This window comes from Pseudomonas sp. Ant30-3, from assembly GCF_000690905.1.
In the GTDB taxonomy this organism is placed as follows: domain Bacteria; phylum Pseudomonadota; class Gammaproteobacteria; order Pseudomonadales; family Pseudomonadaceae; genus Aquipseudomonas.
This window is the reverse complement of record NZ_JMCL01000045.1, coordinates 17,097-35,104: the sequence shown is the minus strand read 5'-3', so window position 1 is coordinate 35,104 and position 18,008 is coordinate 17,097. Positions and strand designations below refer to the sequence as shown.

Below are 18,008 nucleotides of genomic sequence, written 5' to 3'. Positions count from 1 at the left end.
CGAGGGAGCTTGCTCCCGCTGGACTGCGCAGCAGTCCCAACCTCACATGCGGTGTGCCTGCTGGTTAAGGTCGCTCAAGTGGGGGACTGCTGCGCAGTCCAGCGGGAGCAAGCTCCCTCGCCACAGAGGGGCACGGTGATTTCGAATCCCGCTGGCCCACTGCACAGTTCTCCGCCTACACTGCCGATCCGCCAAAGGAGCCTGCTCATGCTGATTGTTGCCGACGAAAATATCCCGCTGCTCGATGCCTTCTTCGAAGGGTTCGGCGACATTCGCCGGGTGCCGGGACGCTCGATCGACCGCGCGACCGTCGCCCAGGCCGACGTGTTGCTGGTGCGCTCGGTGACCAACGTCAACCGCGCGTTGCTCGAAGGCAGCAAGGTGCGCTTCGTCGGCACGTGCACCATCGGCACCGACCATCTGGACCTCGACTATTTCCAGCAGGCCGGCATCACCTGGTCCAGCGCCCCCGGCTGCAATGCCCGCGGCGTGGTCGACTACGTATTGGGCAGTTTGCTCACCCTGGCCGAAATCGAAGGCGCTGACCTTGCCACGCGCACTTACGGCGTGGTTGGCGCCGGTGAAGTAGGCGGACGATTGGTCAAGGTTCTGCAAGGGCTGGGCTGGAACGTACTGGTGTGCGATCCGCCTCGACAAGCCGCCGAGGGTGGCGATTTCGTCAGTCTTGAACAGGTCATCGAGCAGTGCGACGTGATCAGTCTGCACACGCCGCTGAGGAAGCACGGCAGCGGTTCAACCTGGCATCTGTTTGATAAAAATCGTTTGAATCAGCTTAAACCCGGTGCCTGGCTGATCAACGCCAGTCGTGGCCCGGTGGTCGATAACGCCGCGTTGCGCCAAGTGCTGCTGCAGCGTGAGGACTTGCAAGCGGTGCTGGACGTCTGGGAAGGCGAGCCCGAGGTCGATGTGGCACTGGCCGACCTGTGCGTGCTGGCGACGCCGCACATTGCCGGTTACAGCCTGGACGGCAAGCAGCGAGGGACGGCGCAGATTTATCAGGCGTACTGCGATTTTCTCGGGCAACCGGCCTCGGTCAGTTTGAACCAACTGCTGCCGCAACCGTGGCTGTCGCAAGTGACTTTGCATGCCGGTGCCGATCCTGCCTGGGCGCTGGCGATGTTATGCCGGGGTGTGTACGACCCGCGTCGCGACGATTCGGATTTCCGCCGCAGTCTGGTGGGTAGCGTAACCGAGCAGCGTGCGGCGTTTGATGTGCTGCGCAAGCAGTACCCGTCGCGGCGGGAGATTGATGGGCTGCAGGTGCGGATTGAGGGGGAATCGGCTGAGCTTCGCAAGATTGTGTTGGCGTTGGGTGCAACGGCTGTCTAGTAGAGACCGAGTTGGCCCGTGACAGGGAGTGCAGCACCCTCAAAAAACATCCACAAAAAACCCGGCAATCTGGCCGGGTCAGAAATACGGTGGCTACATCACTTTTGTTCGGCAGGGTTGACCAATCGCTTTTCCAGTTCGCTGCAGGCGTCCTGGATCATGCTTTCAGTGATCGGAACTTCTCGCCCCTGCTCATCAATAATCGAGCATCCCAGAGACTGGTCGGGCTGGGTGCGGATCACTTGAATCTTGTCGTCGCTGCTGTGTTGCAAGGACATGGCCTGTCTCCTCATCAGGTTGTGTACTCACTGTAGAACCGTCAGGTGACCGGGCTATGACAACTCCCTGCGATCTTTCCGCGACGGCCGGTACAGTCCACCAGAAATGCCGCCCAGTTGCCAGCCGGACTTTAGACCGATAGCGTCTAGCACCTAGTCAATGCGGTCATAATTAACCTGACTCATTGTGATTTACAGAGTTCCACCCCATACAGTGCCGTAAGCTGACCCCTCAATGCGGACCCGGAAAAACCTCATGCTCTCTGCCCGTTACCGTCGCGCGATCCGCTTGGCCAGTCGCTTTCTTGTGCCGTACAAGTGGCACGCCTTGGGAGCCTTGCTGGCGCTGATTGTCACCGCAGGCATTACGTTGTCCATGGGCCAGGGGATCCGGCTGCTGGTGGATCAGGGCTTCATGACCCAGTCGCCGCACCTGCTCAACCAGTCCATCGGCCTGTTCATGCTGTTGGTAGTCGGTCTGGCGATTGGCACATTTGCGCGCTTCTATCTGGTCTCGTGGATTGGCGAGCGTGTCGTTGCCGACATTCGCCGTCAGGTGTTCAACCATTTGATCTACCTGCACCCGGGGTTCTACGAAGACAACCGCAGTTCCGAGATCCAGTCGCGATTGACCGCCGACACCACCTTGCTGCAGTCGGTGATCGGCTCTTCGTTGTCGATGTTTTTGCGCAATTTTCTGATGGTGATTGGCGGCATTGTTCTGCTGTTTGTCACTAACCCCAAGCTCACCAGCATCGTTGTGGTTGCCTTGCCCCTGGTGATCGCGCCGATCCTGATTTTCGGGCGCCGGGTGCGCAGCCTCTCGCGTCTGAGTCAGGACCGGATCGCCGACATCGGCAGTTATGTGTCCGAAACCCTGGGCCAGATCAAAACCGTGCAGGCCTACAACCATCAGCCTCAGGACGAGCAACGATTTGCCTTGACGGTGGAAGAGGCGTTCAACACCGCGCGCAAACGGATCTTTCAGCGGGCCTGGCTGATCACGCTGGTGATTGTCCTGGTGCTTGGCGCGGTCGGCGTGATGCTGTGGGTCGGTGGCATGGACGTGATGGCCGGGCGGATTTCTGCAGGCGAGCTGGCGGCCTTCGTGTTCTACAGCCTGATTGTCGGCAGCGCCTTCGGCACGCTGAGCGAAGTCATCGGTGAATTGCAGCGCGCGGCCGGCGCAGCCGAGCGCATCGCTGAACTGCTGCGTTCGGACAACATCATTCAGCCACCGACGACCGGACTCGTGACACTGCCCGAGCGCGTGAAGGGCGATCTGGTTCTGCAGGATGTGCGTTTTTCCTACCCGTCGCGACCGGAAAGTTACGCCGTCGATGGCTTGAATCTGACCATCAGGGCCGGTGAAACGCTTGCTCTGGTCGGTCCTTCCGGCGCCGGTAAATCGACAGTTTATGACTTGCTGCTGCGTTTTTACGATCCCACCGACGGCCGCATCCTGCTCGATGGCGTACCCCTGACGCAGCTCGATCCGCTGGATTTGCGCCGTTGCTTTGCGCTGGTCTCGCAAACCCCGGCGTTGTTCTTCGGCAGCATCGAAGAGAACATCCGCTACGGCAATCCGACTGCAACGCTCGAGCAGATCAAGGACGCCGCGAAAATCGCTTACGCCCATGACTTCATCGAGCAGATGCCCCACGGCTACCAGACCCACCTCGGCGACGCCGGCCTCGGTTTGTCCGGTGGCCAGCGCCAACGCCTGGCCATCGCCCGCGCGCTGCTGGTCGATGCGCCTATTCTGCTACTCGACGAAGCCACCAGCGCCCTCGATGCCCAGAGCGAACACCTGATCCAGCAAGCGCTGCCCAGCCTGATGAAAAACCGCACCACACTGGTCATCGCCCACCGCTTGGCAACGGTAAAAAACGCCGATCGCATCGCAGTAATGGACCAGGGAAAACTGGTGGCGGTGGGTACGCATCAGGCGTTGATTGCGAGCAATGCGTTGTATGCGCGGCTGGCGGCTTTGCAGTTTAGTGATGGGCCTGAAACTGCATGAATGAGGGCTGCTGAATGGTCGTGGGATCGGGCATTATGTCGGCCTTGAATCGCAAGCCCGGATGAGGATATGAGCCGATATCAACCACCGTTGACCCTGACTGCCCGAATGCTGGCTCTGATCGCCGAGATCAGTGAACAGATTGGTCAGCTTTCAGCTGTGGGTGATCGTCGTCAGACGCCACGACTTCGCCGCAGCAATCGGATCCGGACGATTCAGGCTTCCTTGGCCATTGAGAACAATACACTCAGTATCGAGCAGGTCACGGCCGTTCTTGCCGGGCGCCGCGTGTTGGGGCTGCCTCGGGAAATTCAGGAAGTAAGAAACGCGTTTGCGACTTATGAGGCTATGCCGGACTGGCAGCCCGGCAATAGAACAGATTTGCTGCGCGCGCATGAGTTATTGATGGCTGGACTGATCGACGATGTGGGGCAGTTGCGCCAGGGCGGCGTGGGAATCTATCGCGGCGAAAAGCTGATGCATATGGCGCCACCGGCAAGTCGCGTCAGTCACTTGATTGATGACTTGCTGGCATGGCTCAACACCTCTGATTGGCATCCGCTGATTACCAGCTGTGTCTTTCACTACGAATTCGAGTTTATTCACCCGTTCGCTGATGGTAATGGTCGTATGGGTCGACTTTGGCAAACTTTGATACTCAGTCATTGGCGGCCGGTTTTGGCTTATCTGCCAGTTGAGGCGGTGATTCGAGAGCAGCAGGATGCTTACTACAGGGCGTTGTCGGCGGCGGATCAATCGGGCGAAGCGACGCCTTTTGTCGAGTTCATGTTGCAGGCATTGAGCCTTGCGCTTGGGGAAGCGGCCGGATCTGAAATTATGACCGACCAAGTAACCGACCAAGTAACCGACCAAGTAAACAAATTGCTTCGCACCCTTCGCGGCAGCGCTCCACTCAAGGTGAGCGAACTGCTGGTAGCGCTCGGACTGGCGCACAAGGCGACGTTCAGGGCCAATTATCTCAAGCCGGCACTAGCGGCCGGTCTGATTGAAATGACAAATCCTGATTCACCTCGAAGTCCGGTGCAGCGCTATCGACTGACTGCGTTGGGCGAAGCGGCCTCAAGATAGATAATTCGATCGCCAAAAAAATGCCCGCATCAACCGATGCAGGCATTTTTGTCAGCGCCTGAAACCATCCTCACTGATCGTCAAAATACCGCTCATGCCAATCCACCAACGGCTGTGGCGAGTTGAGCTTCTGGCCGTAAATCACCGAGTAAGACAACACGTTCTGCACGTACTGCCGGGTTTCATCGAACGGGATGCTTTCCACCCAAACGTCAAAGCTCAAGTGGTCCGCGCCGCGTAGCCACTGGCGGACGCGGCCGGGGCCGGCGTTGTAAGCGGCGGAGGCGAGCACGCGATTACCGTTGAACTGGCTGTGGACCTGGCTGAGGTAAGCCGCACCGAGCTGGATGTTTTTGTCCGGATCGAACACCTGCTGGTGCGACGCCAACGGAATGCTGAACTTGCGAGCGGTTTCCTTGGCGGTGGCCGGCATCAACTGCATCAGGCCGCTGGCGCCGACGCCGGAGCGGGCATCGTCCATGAATGCACTTTCCTGTCGAGTGATGGCGAACACCCAACTCGAATGCAGGCCTCGCACCTTGGCTTCACGCACCAGCGTCTCGCGGTGAGCCATCGGGAAGCGGATATCCAGATCGTCCCAGTACTGCGCCTGGCTGATGGTGCGGATCGCCGGGAAGTACCATTTCAGGTCGTAGGCCAGTTTTGCCTGAGCGACCATTTCGTCGCGGTTGAAGTGGCGGCTCACGTGATACCACTCACGGCGACCGTCGACGATCTGCCCGCGCGCATGGAATTCCAGCGCCCGACGCACGCCCGGCGTGTTGCGCACCTTGTTGATCAGGGCCTGACTCATCACCAGCGGTCTGTTGTTCAACGAATAGGATGATTGCGAGCGGTCAGCGGCGAGAAATCCGTAAAAATCGCGCTCACGGGCCAGGTTTTTGTACAGGTTCTGCACTTCCGCATTCTGCGGTTGTGCCAGTTCCAGGCTGCGGGCTTGCCAGTAACGCCAGCGATTGGTGGTCGCCAGATCAGGTGGCAGACGTCGAGTCAGCTGATAGGCATCGTCCCAACGCGCCAGACGCAACAGCAAACGCAGGCGCCATTCCGACACTGTGTTATCGCGCAATTCCGGGTCATATTTTGTCATGACTTCTAGCGCACGACCGTCAAAGCGTTTGGCCAGGGTCAAGCCGATTTCCCGGGCGATCGCGACTTTTTCATCACGGGAAAACTGCATGCTGCTGGCGTAGCCATCGAGCAGCGCCATGGCTTTACTCGGGTCCTGTCGGGCCAGTCGGCGCAAGCCAAGGCTGACCACGTCGGACATCGGTTCGTCAGCGGGAATGAAGCGCGACGGCTGATTGAGCAGCTCGGGTTTTTGCGCCACATCGATCAGCAAACGACCGCGCGGGGCGAGGGTGGTCAAACCATTGACCAGGCTGTTCGCCAGCGGATAGTTGCGCGCCTGGGCCGCAAGCTTGGCACGCTCCCAGCGTTTCTGTTCGGTCAACTGGCCTTCCGCAGCCCAGATGCCAAACAGCGCGTCGCACGCAGCCGGTTGGGATTTGCCGGTCAGCCAGAGTTTGTTGGCGTTGGCGTAACCTTCCGATTTCTGGTTATGTCCGATCTGATATTGCGCGTTCAGGCAGTCCAGCTCCGTGAAATTGAGCTTGGGGTCGTAATACTTGACGAAGGTCGCCCAGTCGCCGCGCTCGGAAAGCCAGCGCAACCAGCGCAATTTCATCCAGTTGGCTTGCGGCAGGTCGCCATGCTCGGCGAGGAATTTCTCGATTTCGGCGTTGCTTGCGCTTTTCAGGCGCGCGGTCAGTTCGTCATACGCCAGATACGGTTCCAGCGGATAGTCGCTGAGTGCCTGACTGTAGCGCATATACGGGCCAGTATCGCCCTTGGCCAGCGCACGCTTGGCTTCATCGTAATATTGGCGCTGGGTGGACAAGTCCACCGCCTGGGCGGTTTGAACGGCAGTTGCTGATAAAAGAAAGCACGACAAAAGACTGAAAAGGCGACTGCGCATGAGACATCCGGGCAGAGAAATCATGACAAGTACCGGCATGGCCGACACTGAATAATCTGTAGCTTAGCCTTTTGCCAGCGACGGGCGAAAGCTTTGCGGCCGTGTCTGCACAAGTTCGCAACATTTCTAATGCAGAGTGCTCGTAAGTTGAAATTGCCGGCCTTCTGAAGCCTCAAGTCAGGTAGAATGCGCGCCCGGTTTTTGGAGAAGCTCATGACCCTGCTCAAATTCAGCGATGTGTCCCTTGCTTTCGGCGCTACGCCGTTGTTGGACAAGGTGTCCTGGCAGATCGCCCGTGGTGAGCGGGTGTGCATCATCGGCCGCAACGGCACTGGCAAGTCCAGCATGATGAAGCTCGTCAAGGGCGACCAGAAGCCCGATGACGGCTCCGTTTGGCGCGCACCCGGCCTCAAGATCGGCGAATTGCCGCAAGAATTGCCGGTAGCCGACGAGCGGACCGTGTTCGACGTGGTGGCTGAAGGCCTGGACGGTGTCGGAGAACTGCTCGCGCAGTATCACCACCTGAGCCAGAACATCGTCACTGATGCCGACCTGGACAAGCTGATGCACGTTCAGCAAGACCTCGAAGCCCGCGACGGCTGGCGTCTGCAGCAATTGGTCGACAGCACCTTGAGCCGTCTGCAGTTGCCGGCCGACAAGACCCTCGCCGAACTGTCCGGTGGCTGGCGTCGTCGCGTCCTGCTGGCGCAGGCGCTGGTTTCCGAACCGGATCTGCTGCTGCTCGACGAACCGACCAACCACCTGGACATCGGTGCAATTGCCTGGCTTGAAGAAGCGCTGAAGGATTTCCAGGGCGCCGTGCTGTTCATCACGCACGACCGTTCTTTCCTGCAGAACCTCGCCACGCGCATCCTTGAACTGGATCGCGGTGGTCTGATCGACTGGAACGGCGACTACGCCAGTTTCCTCGTGCATAAAGAAGCCTCGCTGGCCGCAGAAGAAACTGCCAACGCGCTGTTCGACAAGAAGCTGGCCCAGGAAGAAGTCTGGATCCGCCAGGGCATCAAGGCCCGCCGCACCCGCAACGAAGGCCGCGTGCGAGCCCTCAAAGCCCTGCGCGTCGAGCGCAGCGAACGTCGCGAGCGCACCGGCAAGGCCAACATTCAGCTGGACACAGCGGACAAATCCGGCAAGCAGGTCATGGTGCTCGAGAACGTGAGTTTCGCTCACCCGGGCGGTCCATTCCTGATCAAGGATTTCTCGATGGTCCTGCAGCGCGGCGACCGTATCGGCTTGCTCGGCGCCAACGGTACCGGCAAGACCACGCTGCTCAAATTGATGCTCAGCGGTCTGCAGCCTACCAGCGGCACTGTGGAGGAGGGCACGCGCATCGACGTCGCCTATTTCGATCAGTTGCGCCATCAGCTGGACCTCGAAAAAACCGTGATCGACAACGTCGCCGAAGGGCGCGACTTCATCGACATCGATGGCCAGAGCCGACACGTGCTCAGCTACCTCGGCGACTTCCTGTTCAGCCCGCAGCGTGCCCGCACGCCAGTCAAGGCGCTGTCCGGAGGTGAGCGTGCGCGGTTGCTGCTGGCGAAACTGTTCAGCAAGCCAGCCAACCTGCTGGTCCTCGACGAACCGACCAACGACCTCGATGTGGAAACACTCGAGTTGCTGGAAGAGGTCTTGCTGACCTTCAACGGCACCGTGCTGATGGTCAGCCACGACCGGGCATTCCTCGACAACGTGGTCACCAGCACACTGGTCTTCGAAGGCGAAGGCAAGGTTCGCGAGTACGTTGGTGGCTATCAGGACTGGATCCGTCAGGGCGGCTCGGCGCGTCTGCTGGGCGTGACCGAAAGCAAATCCGGCAAGGCCGACCTGACGTCCGCTGTCGTGACGGCTGATGCTGCACCGGTCGCGGCGGCAGTCGAGGCACCGGTCGCCAAGAAAAAACTCAGCTACAAATTGCAGCGTGAGCTGGAAATGTTGCCGGCGCAGATCGAAGCCATGGAAAAGCAGATTGCAGCGGTTGAAGCGCAAATGGCTGATGGTGGTTTTTATCAGCGCCCGGCTGCAGAAACCGCTGCAGTGATCGCCCAACTGGAGCAATTGCAGGCAGAGCACGACGTGATGGTCGAACGTTGGGCCGAGCTGGATGCCTGATTGATCCTGCACTGAAAAAGCCCGGCGTTTAGCCGGGCTTTTTGTATGCAGTGCGATCTAAAGTTGTGCGGGTCCCCTGTAGGAGTGAGCCTGCTCGCGATGAGTCCCTGTCAGTCGATAGAAATGTTGACTCACAAGCCGCCATCGCGAGCAGGCTCGCTCCTACAGTTAAGACGCAAGTGCTGTCAGTTTTTGCTTTGCAGGCGCACCGCCAACACATCGCAAGGCGCACCATGCAGCACGTCGTTGGCAGTGGAGCCCAGCAGCAATGCCAGACCATGGCGGCCATGGCTACCCACCACGATCATGTCGCAGCCTTGCTCTTTGGCCAGGTGATGAATCTCCTGGCGCGGCTGGCCGTAGGTCAGGTGGCTGAACTCTTTCGAGAGTTCAGGGTACTTGATCATCAGGCGTTCAAGGCGCTCCTTGGCCTGATCGAATTGCTGTTGTTGCAACTGCGAAAGGTCCATTGGCACGTCGCCACCAAAGGCCATGGCCATAGGTTCGACGATGTGCACCAGGGACAACTTCGCGCCATTGCTCACTGACAATTCGCGAGCGCGGTGGATTACAGGATCGCACTCTTCGGTTAGATCTACAGCGACCAGAATATGGTGGTAGGGCATGAGGTGCTCCTCCTGAGGATTGCAATGTTGGTAAGTATGGCTTGTTTCGGGCGCGTTGGTTTCAAGCTGAGCCGAAGCGCACATGAAAAATCGGGAGTACAGATATGACGGTCTGGATAGTGGTGTCAATCCTGCTGGTGGTTTTGAGTCCACTGGCGTGGTTGCGTCCATCCCGTGGACAGAGCGGGCGCATGGCTTTGCGCATGGAAGCCCGACGCATCGGATTGGCCATGCAGTTAGCGCCGCAGGACTGGCCGCACTGGCTGAGCCAGGAGCCGCCTAGCCCTTGCGCGCAATATCATCGGCCGCGTCGTGGCACTCAGCCGGCGTGCTGGAGTTACTGGCAGAAATCGCCCGGCGTGTGGGTCAATCAGTGGCAGGAACCGTGTGAGAATCCGACGCTTCTGAATCATTTCGAAAAATTGCCAGAGAACGTCTACAAGGTCGAAGCGGACAAGCAGATGATCACCTTGTATTGGGGCGAGAAGGGCGAAGCGACGGTTTTGCAACAGATCGATACGACCCTCAAAGCCCTCGCCTGAGCCCTGAACCGCGAACTTCTGTAGCAGCTGCCGAGCCTGCGAGGCTGCGTCCGGCGACGAAGTCGTCGTAAAATCGTGCCTGCGGTACGGCTGTGAGACATGGGCGCCTTGTTTTACGACGGCTTCGCCGCCGAACGCAGCCTCGCAGGCTCGGCAGCTGCTACAGAAGGTGGCGTGCTCTCAGGCAATAAAAAGCCCGACATTCATCGTCGGGCCGGGTTGGCCAGGCAGGCCGGAAACTTCATTTGGCAACTCTTCGCACAGCGTTCGCTGAACGTTGAATCCCTCGCCAAGTCCCAACAGCGTAGCGTCTCGAACAGAAGCTGCCGCGGATTAGGGCGAATTTTCTAACTATTGATTCTATGAATGGCCGCACATGCACCCATGTGTTTTGAGTATGGACGGTATGAAAGTGACCGGAAAGTCTACTTTCATCCCCTATTTTGGGCGATTGACAATTGTCAGGATTTCCCTGAAGGTGACGTACCCGAATCAAACGGGCGTATGAATTGAGCGTTTGCCTGTAATAACGTTCCTACAGAATCCCGACTATCGCGTTGGCGGGTGTGCCGGGTGGATGGGCGTAGCATCGACGATAAGCGTCCCTGCCAAGCCCTTCGCCTGCGTCCGACGTGTACTGTTCAGCTTCCATATCGTGGAGATCAGTTGATGATTTACGAAGGTAAAGCCATCACGGTTAAAGCTCTTGAGAGTGGCATCGTCGAATTGCAATTCGACCTCAAGGGTGAGTCCGTCAACAAGTTCAACCGTCTAACCCTGAACGAACTCCGTCAGGCGGTAGACACCATCAAGGCAGATGCTTCGATCAAGGGTGTGATCGTCAGCAGTGGCAAGGACGTGTTCATCGTCGGCGCCGACATCACCGAATTTGTCGAGAACTTCAAGCTGCCTGATGCCGAGCTGGTTGCTGGCAATCTGGAAGCCAACAAGATTTTCAGCGACTTCGAAGACTTGAACGTCCCGACGGTCGCCGCGATCAACGGCATCGCCCTCGGTGGCGGTCTGGAAATGTGCCTGGCGGCGGATTACCGCGTCATGTCCGCCAGTGCTAAAATCGGCCTGCCGGAAGTCAAACTGGGCATCTACCCTGGCTTTGGCGGTACCGTTCGTCTGCCACGCCTGATCGGTGCCGACAATGCGATCGAATGGATCGCTTCCGGTAAGGAAAACCGTCCTGAAGACGCGCTGAAAGTGGGCGCAGTGGACGCAGTGGTCGCACCTGAAAAACTGCAGGAAGCGGCCCTGGAACTGGTCAAACGCGCCATCTCCGGCGAGTTTGACTATAAGGCCAAGCGTCAGCCGAAGCTGGAAAAGCTGAAACTGAACGCAATCGAACAGATGATGGCTTTCGAAACCGCCAAAGGTTTCGTTGCAGGCCAGGCCGGCCCTAACTACCCGGCGCCGGTGGAAGCGATCAAGACCATTCAGAAAGCGGCGAACTTCGGTCGCGACAAAGCGCTGGAAGTCGAAGCGAACGGTTTCGTCAAACTGGCCAAGACTTCTGCAGCGCAGAGCTTGATCGGTCTGTTCCTGAACGATCAGGAACTGAAGAAAAAGGCCAAGGCCTACGACGAAATCGCCAAGGACGTGAAGCAGGCTGCCGTACTCGGCGCCGGCATCATGGGCGGCGGTATTGCGTATCAGTCGGCGTCCAAAGGCACGCCGATCCTGATGAAAGACATCAACGAGCACGGCATCGAGCAAGGTCTGGCTGAAGCCGCCAAGCTGTTGGTCGGTCGCGTTGATAAAGGCCGCATGACCCCGGCGAAAATGGCTGAAGTCCTCAACGGTATCCGTCCAACCCTGTCCTACGGCGACTTCGGTCATGTGGATCTGGTGGTCGAGGCTGTCGTCGAGAACCCGAAGGTCAAGCAGGCCGTACTGGCTGAAGTCGAAGACAAGGTCAAAGAGGACACCATCCTCGCGTCCAACACCTCGACCATTTCCATCACCTTGCTGGCGAAAGCCCTCAAGCGTCCGGAAAACTTCGTCGGCATGCACTTCTTCAACCCGGTGCACATGATGCCGCTGGTGGAAGTGATCCGTGGCGAGAAGTCCAGTGAGCTGGCCGTTGCCACCACCGTTGCCTACGCAAAGAAAATGGGCAAGAACCCGATCGTCGTCAATGACTGCCCGGGCTTCCTGGTCAACCGCGTGCTGTTCCCTTACTTCGGCGGTTTCGCCAGGCTGGTCAGCGCTGGTGTCGACTTCGTCCGCATTGACAAAGTCATGGAAAAATTCGGCTGGCCTATGGGCCCGGCGTACCTGATGGACGTAGTCGGCATCGACACCGGTCACCACGGTCGTGACGTAATGGCTGAAGGCTTCCCGGACCGCATGAAGGACGACCGTCGTTCGGCCATCGACGTGCTCTACGAAGCCAAGCGCCTGGGCCAGAAGAACGGCAAGGGCTTCTACGCTTACGAGACCGACAAGAAGGGCAAGCAGAAGAAAGTCGCCGATCCGTCGGTACTGGAAGTGCTCAAGCCGATCGTTTACGAACAGCGCGACGTCACTGACGAAGACATCATCAACTGGATGATGATCCCGCTGTGCCTGGAAACCGTACGTTGCCTGGAAGACGGCATCGTCGAGACCGCAGCCGAGGCCGACATGGGTCTGGTCTACGGTATTGGTTTCCCTCCATTCCGTGGCGGTGCGCTGCGTTACATCGACTCGATCGGTGTGGCAGAGTTCGTTGCCCTGGCTGACCAGTACGCTGATTTGGGCGCGCTGTACCACCCGACCGCGAAGCTGCGTGAAATGGCCAAGAACGGCCAGAGCTTCTTCGGTTAAGCGCCCCCAACTAGAGTGAGAGTGACTATATGAGCTTGAATCCTAGAGACGTCGTGATTGTCGACTTCGGTCGTACTCCGATGGGCCGCTCCAAGGGCGGCATGCATCGCAACACCCGCGCCGAAGACATGTCGGCGCACTTGATCAGCAAATTGCTGGAACGTAACGTCAAGGTCGACCCTAACGAAGTTGAAGACGTGATCTGGGGCTGTGTGAATCAGACCCTGGAACAGGGCTGGAACATCGCCCGCATGGCGTCGCTGATGACTCAGATCCCGCACACAGCTGCCGGCCAGACCGTCAGCCGCCTGTGTGGTTCTTCGATGAGTGCCTTGCACACTGCCGCGCAAGCGATCATGACCGGCAACGGTGATGTGTTCGTCGTCGGCGGCGTCGAGCACATGGGCCATGTGAGCATGATGCACGGTGTCGATCCGAACCCGCACATGTCGCTGTACGCGGCGAAAGCCTCGGGCATGATGGGCCTGACCGCAGAAATGCTGGGCAAAATGCACGGCATCACTCGCGAACAGCAGGACGCTTTCGGCGTGCGCTCCCACCAGCTCGCTCACAAGGCGACCCTGGAAGGCAAGTTCAAAGACGAAATCATCCCGATGCAGGGCTATGACGAGAACGGTTTCCTGAAACTGTTCGACTACGACGAAACCATTCGTCCGGAAACCACCCTGGAAAGCCTGGCGGCATTGAAGCCAGCGTTCAATCCAAAGGGCGGCACCGTGACGGCCGGCACTTCCTCGCAGATCACTGATGGTGCTTCGTGCATGATCGTGATGTCGGCGCAACGTGCTCAGGATCTGGGCATCCAGCCGATGGCAGTGATTCGCTCGATGGCAGTGGCAGGTGTGGACCCGGCAATCATGGGCTATGGTCCAGTACCGGCGACACAGAAAGCACTCAAGCGCGCGGGCCTCGGCATCAACGATATCGACTTCTTCGAGCTCAACGAAGCTTTCGCTGCACAGGCTTTGCCAGTGCTGAAAGATCTGAAAGTGCTCGACAAGATGAACGAGAAGGTTAACCTGCACGGCGGCGCAATCGCCCTGGGTCACCCTTTCGGTTGCTCCGGTGCACGTATCTCCGGCACATTGTTGAACGTGATGAAGCAGAATGGCGGCACCTTCGGGGTAGCTACCATGTGCATTGGTCTCGGCCAAGGCATCTCCACCGTCTTCGAACGCGTTTAAGCGTTCCGTTGATGGAAGCCGGGGCCAAGTGCCCCGGTTTTTGTTTTTCTGGATTTATTTTGTTTTTATTTTTGCAAAGATTTGAGAGAGGGCCAAACCATGCCGATACAACCTGGGCTCTACCAACATTACAAAGGTCCGCAATACCGCGTATTCAGCATCGCGCGGCATTCGGAGACCGAAGAAGAAGTGGTCTTCTACCAAGCCCTGTATGGCGATTACGGCTTTTGGGTGCGTCCCTTGAGCATGTTCATGGAGTCGGTCGAAGTTGACGGCGAACAGGTGCCGCGCTTTGCTCTGGTGCAGGCCGAATCGAGCCTTTTTTCCAAGCCATAAGCTGAGTGCGCGCTGAACCCTGCGCTTGACCTCATCTTGTAGCCACTATATATAGCGGTGCCGCGTCAGGCGCCAACCGCCTTTCACTTCTAGAATTCAGGAATTTTCTGATCCATGGGCAAATCGCTGGTCATTGTGGAATCCCCGGCTAAGGCCAAGACCATCAACAAGTATCTGGGCAACCAATACGTGGTGAAGTCGAGTATCGGCCATATCCGAGACCTGCCCACCAGCGGTTCGGCTAGCGCCAGCAAAGAGCCCGCTGCCAAGCGTGGCAAGGCCGCCGCAGGTGAGGGTCCGGTACTCACGCCCAAAGAGAAAGCGCGCAAGCAGCTGGTCTCACGCATGGGTGTCGATCCCGATCATGGCTGGAAAGCCAAGTACGAGATCCTTCCTGGCAAGGAAAAGGTCATCGAAGAGCTGCGCCGGCTCGCCATGGATGCTGACACCATCTATCTCGCAACCGACTTGGATCGCGAGGGGGAAGCCATTGCCTGGCACCTGCGCGAAGCCATCGGTGGTGACGACAGCCGCTACAAGCGCGTGGTGTTCAACGAGATCACCAAGAAAGCCATTCAGGAAGCGTTCTCCAAACCTGGCGAGCTGGACATCAACCGTGTCAACGCTCAACAGGCGCGCCGTTTCCTCGATCGTGTGGTGGGTTACATGGTTTCGCCGCTGCTGTGGGCTAAAATTGCCCGTGGCTTATCTGCCGGCCGCGTGCAATCGGTTGCCGTTAAGCTGGTGGTGGATCGTGAGCGCGAAATTCGCGCGTTTATCCCTGAAGAATACTGGGAGATTCACGCCGATCTGGGCACGGCCAAAGGCGCCACCGTGCGCTTCGATGTCGCCCGTGAAAAAGGCGAGGCCTTCAAGCCGCTGAACGAAGCGCAGGCCATGGCCGCGCTGGAAAAGCTCAAGGCTTCCAGCTACAGCATCGTCAAGCGTGAAGACAAACCGACCAGCAGCAAGCCGTCGGCGCCGTTCATCACGTCCACCCTGCAACAGGCTGCAAGCAATCGCCTGGGCTTTGGCGTGAAGAAAACCATGATGATGGCCCAGCGTTTGTACGAAGCTGGCTACATCACCTACATGCGTACTGACTCCACCAACCTCTCGGCCGATGCCGTGACGATGGCGCGCACTTATATTGAAGAGCAATTCGGCAAGAAGTACCTGCCGGAAAATCCGAACGTCTACAGCAGCAAGGAAGGCGCACAAGAGGCTCACGAAGCAATTCGTCCGTCCGATGCCAACACCGAGCCAAGCAAGCTGTCGGGCATGGAGCGTGATGCCGAGCGCCTCTACGAGCTGATCTGGCGCCAGTTCCTCGCCTGCCAGATGCTGCCGGCGCAATACCTGTCGACCACTGTGACCGTGGGTGCTGGCGATTTCGATTTGCGCGCCAAGGGCCGCATCCTCAAATTCGACGGCTACACCCGTGTGATGCCGCAGATCGCCAAGCCGGGCGACGATGACGTGCTGCCGGACATGGCCCAGGGCGACGTGATGAAGCTGATCAAGCTTGATCCGACCCAGCACTTCACCAAGCCGCCGGCTCGTTATTCGGAAGCGAGCCTGGTCAAGGAAATGGAGAAACGCGGCATCGGTCGTCCTTCGACTTATGCGGCAATCATTTCGACCATCCAGGACCGCGGCTACGTGGCGTTGCACAACCGGCGCTTCTATTCCGAGAAGATGGGCGACATCGTCACCGAGCGTCTGTCCGAGAGCTTCTCCAATCTTATGGATTACGGCTTCACGGCCGGCATGGAAGAGAACCTCGATGACGTGGCTCAGGGTGAGCGCGACTGGAAAAACGTGCTTGATGAGTTCTACGGCGACTTCAAGAAAAAGCTCGAAGTAGCCGAAAGTCCGGACAGCGGCATGCGTGCCAACCAGCCGGTCATGACTGACATTCCATGCCTGACGTGCGGCCGCCCGATGCAGATCCGTACTGCCTCGACCGGTGTGTTCCTCGGTTGCTCGGGTTACAGCCTGCCGCCGAAAGAACGCTGCAAAGCTACGGTCAATCTGGTTCCGGGCGACGAAATCGCCGCGGACGATGAGGGCGAATCGGAATCCCTGGTTCTGCGAGGCAAACATCGCTGTCCGATCTGCAGCACGGCGATGGATGCTTATTTGCTCGACGAGAAACGCAAACTGCACATCTGCGGTAATAACCCGGATTGCGCAGGGTACGAAATCGAAGAGGGAAGCTATCGCATCAAAGGCTATGAAGGTCCAAGCCTGGAGTGCGACAAGTGCGGCAGCGAGATGCAGCTCAAGACCGGCCGTTTCGGCAAATTCTTTGGCTGCACCAACCCGACGTGCAAGAACACCCGCAAGCTGCTGAAAAGCGGTGATGCGGCGCCGCCGAAGATGGACCCGGTGAAGATGCCTGAGCTGAAATGCGAAAAGGTCAACGACACCTACATCCTGCGCGACGGTGCTTCGGGTCTATTCCTGGCTGCGAGTCAATTCCCGAAAAACCGCGAGACCCGTGCTCCGCTGGTCATGGAAATTGTGCCGCACAAGGACGAGATCGATCCGAAGTATCACTTCCTTTGCGAAGCGCCGAAGAAGGACCCGGATGGTCTGCCAGCGGTAATTCGCTACAGCCGCAAGACCAAAGAGCAGTACGTGCAGACTGAAGTCGACGGTAAGCCGACTGGCTGGAAAGCGTACTACGACGGTGGGAAGTGGACAGTGGAAGACAAGCGTCCGGCGAAAGCCAAGGCGTAACTGCTTGCGGCGCGTGCCTGGATGGGCGCGCCGTCGTCAGGTTCTTCGAGAGCAAGCCCGCTTCTACATAAAAGGCCGCCTGAAACCCTCTAGGTTTTCAGGCGGCCTTTTTGTTTTTTGCTTGCGGCAGGCGCAGGTGATCCACGACACTGTCCGACTTGCCTGAGCGCTTATTTCGTTGTGGAGGCTGCCGTCATGGCCCACGAACTCTATACCCGTACCAATCAGAAAATCTATTTCGCCGGCCTTTCGCTGGAAGCGCTCGCCAAAGCTCAAGAGGGTGGGGCAATGAACGCGCTGGCGCTGATTCAGGCCAATCGCGAATCGGCGCTGTTTCATCTTTACGGTGCGCTGCTGGGATTGTGCCATGAGATTGCCGGCTTCTATCGCTTGCCTCAAGCCAACGCACCGCGGGCGGAGATGCTGCTCACGCGAGAAGTGCTCGATGCCATCGCTATTCCTGAAATGGCCGAAATGGTCGAGTTGGCGCAGAACCCGGAAACATGGTTGGCAAGATTGCTGTCGTCCCATGCTGCTCTGTTTCAGCCTCCGCGCGCACCCCATAAACCCAAGGGTGATGTGACACAGCCGCTGATCCAGGCCGTGAACCTGGACGAAAAAGCAGTGCCGCAGGAGCTGAGTCGGGAAGAGCTGGAGAGCTGGCGTCAGAGCCTGAAAAGTCTGGCAATCCGTTTCCGCGAAGGCCTGAGCGAGAGCTAAGGCTGTAAAACTCAGGTGGGAAACCTGATCCTCTGTCAATTCAGGGACGGGTGCTGTCAGAAATGTCGCTTCGAGTAGGCATCTGGTCAAGATCCCGAGCGAAGCCTGGCTGATGCCTATATAATCGCCGCCTTTCGTGGAGATC

Annotated in this window: 14 protein-coding genes; 11 read left to right on the top strand and 3 right to left on the bottom strand. The window is 58.4% G+C overall.

Features of this window, described 5'->3' with window-relative positions:
* Positions 1 to 207: 207 nt before the first annotated feature.
* Complete coding sequence (pdxB, locus tag DU29_RS0112220; protein ID WP_028621969.1) at positions 208 to 1,350, top strand: 4-phosphoerythronate dehydrogenase PdxB; 1,143 nt, start codon at positions 208 to 210, stop codon at positions 1,348 to 1,350.
* Between the two features lie 98 nt (positions 1,351 to 1,448).
* Here pdxB and DU29_RS0112215 read toward each other — a convergent pair whose 3' ends face one another.
* Positions 1,449 to 1,628, bottom strand: a complete 180-nt coding sequence (locus DU29_RS0112215; RefSeq protein WP_028621968.1) for a PA1571 family protein — start codon at positions 1,626 to 1,628, stop codon at positions 1,449 to 1,451.
* Positions 1,629 to 1,884: 256 nt separating this feature from the next.
* Here DU29_RS0112215 and DU29_RS0112210 point away from each other — a divergent pair, with 256 nt between their 5' ends.
* Both DU29_RS0112210 and DU29_RS0112205 read left to right on the top strand, forming a co-directional pair.
* Positions 1,885 to 3,651, top strand: coding sequence for an ABC transporter transmembrane domain-containing protein (locus tag DU29_RS0112210; RefSeq protein ID WP_028621967.1), 1,767 nt, complete (start codon positions 1,885 to 1,887; stop codon positions 3,649 to 3,651).
* A gap of 69 nt (positions 3,652 to 3,720) precedes the next feature.
* Entirely contained in the window at positions 3,721 to 4,740 is a 1,020-nt protein-coding gene (locus DU29_RS0112205) for a Fic family protein (RefSeq protein ID WP_028621966.1), read from the top strand.
* 70 nt (positions 4,741 to 4,810) lie between these two features.
* On the opposite strand, the gene DU29_RS0112200 is transcribed toward DU29_RS0112205, so the two are convergent.
* Positions 4,811 to 6,739, bottom strand: a complete 1,929-nt coding sequence (locus DU29_RS0112200; protein WP_028621965.1) for a transglycosylase SLT domain-containing protein — start codon at positions 6,737 to 6,739, stop codon at positions 4,811 to 4,813.
* Positions 6,740 to 6,952: 213 nt separating this feature from the next.
* Between DU29_RS0112200 and DU29_RS0112195 the strand changes: the two genes are divergently transcribed.
* A complete protein-coding gene (locus DU29_RS0112195) occupies positions 6,953 to 8,872 on the top strand; it encodes an ATP-binding cassette domain-containing protein (RefSeq protein ID WP_028621964.1) in 1,920 nt (639 codons plus the stop codon).
* A gap of 185 nt (positions 8,873 to 9,057) precedes the next feature.
* Here DU29_RS0112195 and DU29_RS0112190 read toward each other — a convergent pair whose 3' ends face one another.
* Positions 9,058 to 9,498, bottom strand: coding sequence for a universal stress protein (locus DU29_RS0112190; RefSeq protein ID WP_028621963.1), 441 nt, complete (start codon positions 9,496 to 9,498; stop codon positions 9,058 to 9,060).
* Positions 9,499 to 9,602: 104 nt separating this feature from the next.
* Here DU29_RS0112190 and DU29_RS0112185 point away from each other — a divergent pair, with 104 nt between their 5' ends.
* The 7 genes from DU29_RS0112185 (at position 9,603) to DU29_RS0112155 (ending at position 17,863) form a co-directional block, all read left to right on the top strand.
* Positions 9,603 to 10,040 carry a hypothetical protein gene (locus tag DU29_RS0112185; protein ID WP_028621962.1) on the top strand — a complete coding sequence of 146 codons (438 nt, stop codon included), beginning with the start codon at positions 9,603 to 9,605 and terminating at the stop codon, positions 10,038 to 10,040.
* A gap of 99 nt (positions 10,041 to 10,139) precedes the next feature.
* Positions 10,140 to 10,391 carry a hypothetical protein gene (locus tag DU29_RS0112180; RefSeq protein WP_028621961.1) on the top strand — a complete coding sequence of 84 codons (252 nt, stop codon included), beginning with the start codon at positions 10,140 to 10,142 and terminating at the stop codon, positions 10,389 to 10,391.
* A 318-nt stretch (positions 10,392 to 10,709) separates the two neighbouring features.
* A complete protein-coding gene (gene fadB, locus DU29_RS0112175) occupies positions 10,710 to 12,857 on the top strand; it encodes a fatty acid oxidation complex subunit alpha FadB (protein WP_028621960.1) in 2,148 nt (715 codons plus the stop codon).
* A gap of 29 nt (positions 12,858 to 12,886) precedes the next feature.
* A complete protein-coding gene (gene fadA, locus DU29_RS0112170; protein ID WP_007944141.1) occupies positions 12,887 to 14,062 on the top strand; it encodes an acetyl-CoA C-acyltransferase FadA in 1,176 nt (391 codons plus the stop codon).
* A gap of 99 nt (positions 14,063 to 14,161) precedes the next feature.
* Positions 14,162 to 14,398 (top strand): DUF1653 domain-containing protein, encoded by a 237-nt coding sequence (locus DU29_RS0112165; RefSeq protein ID WP_028621959.1) that lies wholly within the window; start codon positions 14,162 to 14,164, stop codon positions 14,396 to 14,398.
* A gap of 114 nt (positions 14,399 to 14,512) precedes the next feature.
* Positions 14,513 to 17,143 (top strand): type I DNA topoisomerase, encoded by a 2,631-nt coding sequence (gene topA, locus DU29_RS0112160; RefSeq protein ID WP_028621958.1) that lies wholly within the window; start codon positions 14,513 to 14,515, stop codon positions 17,141 to 17,143.
* Between the two features lie 195 nt (positions 17,144 to 17,338).
* Positions 17,339 to 17,863 carry a DUF6586 family protein gene (locus DU29_RS0112155; RefSeq protein WP_028621957.1) on the top strand — a complete coding sequence of 175 codons (525 nt, stop codon included), beginning with the start codon at positions 17,339 to 17,341 and terminating at the stop codon, positions 17,861 to 17,863.
* The last annotated feature ends 145 nt before the right edge of the window (positions 17,864 to 18,008 follow it).